Source organism: Bradyrhizobium genomosp. I (2014) (assembly GCF_000261685.1).
In the GTDB taxonomy this organism is placed as follows: Bacteria; Pseudomonadota; Alphaproteobacteria; order Rhizobiales; family Xanthobacteraceae; genus Bradyrhizobium.
Genome location: NZ_AJQE01000012.1, coordinates 1 through 5,175 on the forward strand (window position 1 = coordinate 1; position 5,175 = coordinate 5,175).

A 5,175-nucleotide genomic window follows, 5' to 3' on the forward strand; every position below is an offset into this window, starting at 1 on the left:
GGCCGCGAACGCGGCCAGATCGGAATCTGAGTACGAGAGCACCACGAGATCGGCCGGGTCCTGGCCGATGTCTCTTGGCGTCGCGGTCTCCTCCAGACCGCGGCTCTCGCGGAAGACGACGTGCATCAGACGCCCGATCCTGAAAGACCAAGTCCTGAAAGACCAAGTCCTGACCTGATCGCGGCCTCGTCGATATCCCCGTGCTCGCCGATCACGACCAGCTTTGACTGCCTGAGACCCGTGCCCCAGGGCTTGTCGAACTGGTGGCGCACGCGCTCGCCGACGGCCTGCAGCAGGAGGCGCATCGGCTTGCCCGCGACGGCGATATAGCCCTTGGCACGCAGCACATTCTGCTCGCGCGCGAGCTTCTGCACCGAGGCGACCAGCGCATCGACATCGGTCACCTCGGGAAGATCGACCACGACAGAGGCGAAATCGTCATGCTCGTGCTCCTCCTCGCCATCATGATGCGAGGGACGTGCGGCGAGATCGTTCTCCGCGGCAGCGCCCAGGCCGAGAATGACGCGCGCGTCGATCGCGCCATCCGTCACCGGAAGCATGGGCACGGGGCGCGGCATCTCGGCGGTGATCGCCGCCTTGGCCGCTTCGATCCCTGCACGACCGGCGAGATCGGCCTTGGTCAGCAGCACGATGTCGGCACAGGCGATCTGGTCCTCGAACACTTCCGACAGCGGCGTCTCGTGGTCGAGATTCTCGTCCGCTGCTCGCTGCGCATCGACCGCGGCCGGATCCGGCGCGAAGCGGCCGGCAGCGACGGCTTCGGCATCGGCTAGCGCGATCACACCGTCGACCGTGATGCGCGAACGGATCTCCGGCCAGTCGAATGCCTTCAGCAGCGGTTTTGGCAGTGCCAGGCCCGAGGTCTCGATCAGGATGTGATCGGGCTTCACGGGGCGCGCCAGCAACTGCTCCATGGTCGGAATGAAATCGTCGGCGACGGTGCAACAGATGCAGCCATTGGCGAGCTCGACGATGTTCTCCTCCGGACAATTGGCGTCAGCGCATGATTTCAGGATCTCGCCGTCGACGCCCTCGCTGCCGAACTCGTTGACCAGCACGGCGAGCTTCTTGCCGCCCGCATTGCTGAGCAGATGCCGGATCAGCGTGGTCTTGCCGGAACCGAGAAACCCCGTAACCACCGTAACGGGGACTTTTGCGAGCGAGTTCATTCGGCGGCCTCCGGCACGACGGCAATGGGGGGAATGCGGGCAAGCGACTGCTTGCGGAATATTTCCGGCCGGCTGCGCCAGGGCACGAGGCCGTCGGGCGCGGCCGCATAGGCCGCGGCGCCCGCGACCACGTCGTTCGCATTCGTCTCCGACAGGCGGCCGTAGACGTAAGACCAGCGGCCCGGAGCGCTGAGCGCGACCGAGCAGCCCTGGCTGCAGGCCGACAGGCATTCCACGGGAACCACGTTGACGCCGTCGGGCACACCGGCGTCGAGGATCGCGCCATGCAGGCGCTTGCCGGGCGTCGTCTCGCCCTCGCCAAGCGTCTGGCCGGCGCGGCAGGTGATGCAGACGTGAAGTGTGACGGTCATCGCCTCTTCCAGGATAGTCGGCGGGAGGCGAGAGGCGCACGGGCCCTGACTCGAGAGGCCCGTTTCCCCGTCGCGGAACACCCCGTCCGCCGGTCCAAAACTCGTCCGCGCTGGCAGGTCTCCCGGCTTGCGGAGCAGGGCTTTGCCCTTCGATCCCCGCCTTCCCGATTCCCAAGGGGATCAGTGGCTTCGGGCATCTCTCCGGTCACGGTCGCGGGGGCGGCTGCATTTTGGACCCAAATCTTGCCGATTCGGACCCTATCGCATTCCCTCTTCGCCTGTCATAGGACAGGAACCAACGCCGGGCCACCATTTGCCGGTGGCCGCCACTTGTCAAGCCGGAGGACCGGGTACCATGACGCCTGAACCGGATACCCAAACAGCTGAGGAAACCGACGCCCGACACGCCAAGAAAATGGCGAAGAAGAAGGCTGCCCGTGACAAGATCATGGCGGCCAAGAGCGGCGAAAAGGGCCTGATCATCGTTCACACCGGCAGCGGCAAGGGCAAATCCTCCTCGGCCTTCGGCATGATCGTCCGCTGCGTCGCCCATGGCTTCCCTTGCGCGGTCGTGCAGTTCATCAAGGGCGCCTGGGACACCGGCGAGCGACGCCTTCTCACCGGCCATTTCGGCGATCTCTGCCAGTTCCACGCGATGGGCGAAGGTTTTACCTGGGAGACGCAGGATCGCGCTCGCGACATCGCCGCCGCGCGCGCCGGCTGGGAGAAGGCCAAGGAACTGATCCGCGATGAAAGCTTGCGCATGGTCGTGCTCGACGAGATCAACATCGCGCTGCGCTACGACTATCTCGACATCGCCGAAGTGGTCGACTTCCTGACCACGCAGAAGCCGCCGATGACGCATGTCGTGCTCACCGGCCGCAACGCCAAGGACGAGTTGATCGAGATCGCCGACCTCGTCACCGAGATGACGCTGGTCAAGCACCCATTCCGCTCCGGCATCAAGGCGCAGGCCGGCGTCGAGTTCTGATTGGGCTCCGCGATGACGCGCGCATTGATGATTCAGGGGGCCGGCTCGGACGTGGGCAAGTCGCTCATCGTCGCCGGCCTCGCGCGCGCCTTCACGCGGCGGGGCTTGCGCGTGCTCCCCTTCAAGCCGCAGAACATGTCGAACAACGCCGCCGTCACCATCGACGGCGGCGAAATCGGCCGCGCCCAGGCACTCCAGGCGCTGGCCGCCGGCGTCGAGCCACATACCGACATGAATCCGGTGCTGCTGAAGCCCGAGACCGATGTCGGCGCGCAGGTCATCGTTCACGGCAAGCGCATCGCGACAGCGCGTGCGCGCGACTACTCGGCAATGAAGCCACAGCTGATGGGTGCCGTGCTGGAGAGCTTCGAGCGACTGAAGGCGCGCGCCGATCTCGTGCTGGTCGAAGGCGCCGGCAGTCCGGCCGAGGTGAACCTGCGCAAGGCCGACATCGCCAATATGGGCTTTGCGCGCAAGGCGGACGTGCCGGTCGTGCTGGTCGGCGACATCGACCGCGGGGGCGTCATCGCCCAGCTCGTCGGCATCAAGACGGTGATCGACCCCGACGATGCCGCGATGATCCGCGGATTTGTCATCAACAAGTTCCGCGGCGATCCCACGCTGTTCGACGACGGCTACAGGCTGATCGAGCAGAAGACGGCCTGGCGCGGCTTCGGCGTGCTGCCCTGGTTCGCGCGTGCCGGCGAACTGCCGGCCGAGGATGCGCTCGGCCTGCGCGATGCGCGCAAGCCCGGCCAATGCAAGATCGCCTGTCTCGCTCTGTCGCGGATCGCCAATTTCGACGATCTCGATCCGCTGAAACTCGAGCCTAGTGTCGATCTCGTGATGGTACGCCCTGGCGAAGCGATCCCCGGCGATGTCCGCCTTGTCATCATCCCCGGCTCGAAATCCACCCGCGGCGATCTCGCTTTCCTGCGCGCGCAAGGATGGGACATCGATCTGCTCGCGCATCATCGCCGCGGCGGTCACGTGCTCGGCCTCTGCGGCGGCTATCAGATGCTCGGGCGCAGCGTTGCGGACCCCGATGGAATCGAAGGCCCTGCGGGCGAGACACCTGGCCTCGGACTTCTCAATGTGGAAACGGTGATGAGCCCGCAGAAGACGTTGACGCGTGTTGCGGCCGTGCATGCCGCCACGGAGCAGCCGATCGAAGCCTACGAAATCCATATCGGCCGGACCGACGGCCCCGATCGCGCCCGCCCGTTCGCGAAACTGAATGGCGAGTCGGAAGGCGCGATCTCGCGGGATGGACGCGTGCAAGGCAGCTATCTGCATGGCCTGTTCACCTCGGATGATTTCCGCAAGGCATTCTTGGCCAGGCTCGACATTCCCGCAGGCGACGAGCCCTATCACGCCAGGATCGAAAGCGCGCTCGATGCACTCGCCGATCACATCGAAACACATCTCGACGTCGAAGGTCTGCTCGCGCTAGCGCGCTAGGACCTCGGCAAGGCGCGCCCATTCGCCTTCGCTGCCGGGAAGCCCGAGGCGCAGCCATGTCGGCTTTTGGGCAAAGACGCGGGACCAGATCTGGCGACGCGCGAGCTTCTCTTGCGCGGCCAGCGCCTGAGGCGTCTCGTAAAGGCGAAACAGCGGCGTGCCGCCGACAAGCCGCCAGCCCTGCGCCCGCGCCATGTCGTCGAGGCGGCCACAGTTGCGCGCAAGCCGCGCGGACGTGGCCCCGGCCCAGGCCTCGTCGCGCAAGGCGCGGCAGCCGATCTCGATCGCCGCTCCCGAGACCGGCCACGGACCTGACATCGCCGCGAGCCTGGCGATATCGGCGGCATTGCCGATCGCGAAGCCGAGCCGCAGGCCGGCAAGGCCATAGAACTTTCCGAAGGAGCGCAAGATCAAAAGTCGCGGCCGATCCGCTTCGGGAGCGAGCGACAATTGCGGCACGGCATCCGCAAAGCTCTCGTCGATCACGAGACGGCCGACGCGCGGCAGCAGTGCCAGCAGATCCCTTGGCATATGACGCCGGCCGTCGGGATTGTTGGGATTGACGACGATGGCGAGATCCGCGCCCGCCAGCGCGTCAGGCTCCGCGATCTCCTGGACCTCCCAGCCTGCAGCCGACAGGACGCCTGCATATTCATTGTAGGTCGGCGCGAGAATGCGGGCGCGACCAGGCGGCGCCAGTTGCGGCAGCAATTGAATGGCGGCCTGCGCACCACCCATCGCAAGGACTGGTGCGCTGGTGCGGTAGGCCTGCTGTGCAGCCCGATGCAGGGCCTCGATCTCGGCTCGCGACGGCAGCGCGCTCCACGCATGCAAGCTCACCTCACCTACCGGATAAGGCAGCCGGTTGATCCCGGTCGACAGATCGATCCAGTCCTCCGCGCGGCCGCCAAAACGCAGCTGGGCCTGATCCAGATTTCCACCGTGCTCGCGCATGCCCCGTTCTTTCACGCGAAAGCCAGGACCGCAAGCAGGCCTGCGAGCAGCAGCATGGCGCGGCGGTAGACCGTCAGCGCCCCGGCGATCTCGGCGGCGCGCGGATCGCGGGCGCCCTCGTTCAGCCAGGGCTCGTTGGTGATGCTACCGTGATAGATGCGGGGGCCGCTGAGCCGCACGCCGAGCCCGCCGGCCATCGCGGCTTCCG

At 66.4% G+C, this 5,175-nt stretch carries 5 protein-coding genes, 1 pseudogene and 1 riboswitch; of the genes and pseudogenes, 2 read left to right on the forward strand and 4 right to left on the reverse strand.

Annotated elements, in window-relative coordinates; genetic code table 11:
• Positions 1 to 125: 125 nt before the first annotated feature.
• Positions 126 to 1,190 (reverse strand): cobalamin biosynthesis protein CobW, encoded by a 1,065-nt coding sequence (cobW, locus tag IC50_RS00885; protein WP_035699405.1) that lies wholly within the window; start codon positions 1,188 to 1,190, stop codon positions 126 to 128.
• Entirely contained in the window at positions 1,187 to 1,561 is a 375-nt protein-coding gene (locus IC50_RS00890) for a DUF1636 family protein (protein ID WP_035699407.1), read from the reverse strand. Before IC50_RS00890 ends, cobW begins: the two co-directional genes overlap by 4 nt.
• A gap of 95 nt (positions 1,562 to 1,656) precedes the next feature.
• Positions 1,657 to 1,876: riboswitch (cobalamin riboswitch) on the reverse strand.
• Between the two features lie 40 nt (positions 1,877 to 1,916).
• Between IC50_RS00890 and cobO the strand changes: the two genes are divergently transcribed.
• Positions 1,917 to 2,552, forward strand: a complete 636-nt coding sequence (gene cobO, locus IC50_RS00895) for a cob(I)yrinic acid a,c-diamide adenosyltransferase (protein WP_035699408.1) — start codon at positions 1,917 to 1,919, stop codon at positions 2,550 to 2,552.
• A 12-nt stretch (positions 2,553 to 2,564) separates the two neighbouring features.
• Entirely contained in the window at positions 2,565 to 4,013 is a 1,449-nt protein-coding gene (locus tag IC50_RS00900) for a cobyric acid synthase (RefSeq protein WP_035699410.1), read from the forward strand.
• Here IC50_RS00900 and cobD read toward each other — a convergent pair.
• A complete protein-coding gene (gene cobD / locus IC50_RS00905) occupies positions 4,002 to 4,967 on the reverse strand; it encodes a threonine-phosphate decarboxylase CobD (protein WP_035699412.1) in 966 nt (321 codons plus the stop codon). The genes IC50_RS00900 and cobD overlap by 12 nt on opposite strands.
• 11 nt (positions 4,968 to 4,978) lie before the next feature.
• Positions 4,979 to 5,175, reverse strand: a pseudogene (locus tag IC50_RS00910) (adenosylcobinamide-phosphate synthase CbiB); the annotation flags it as partial.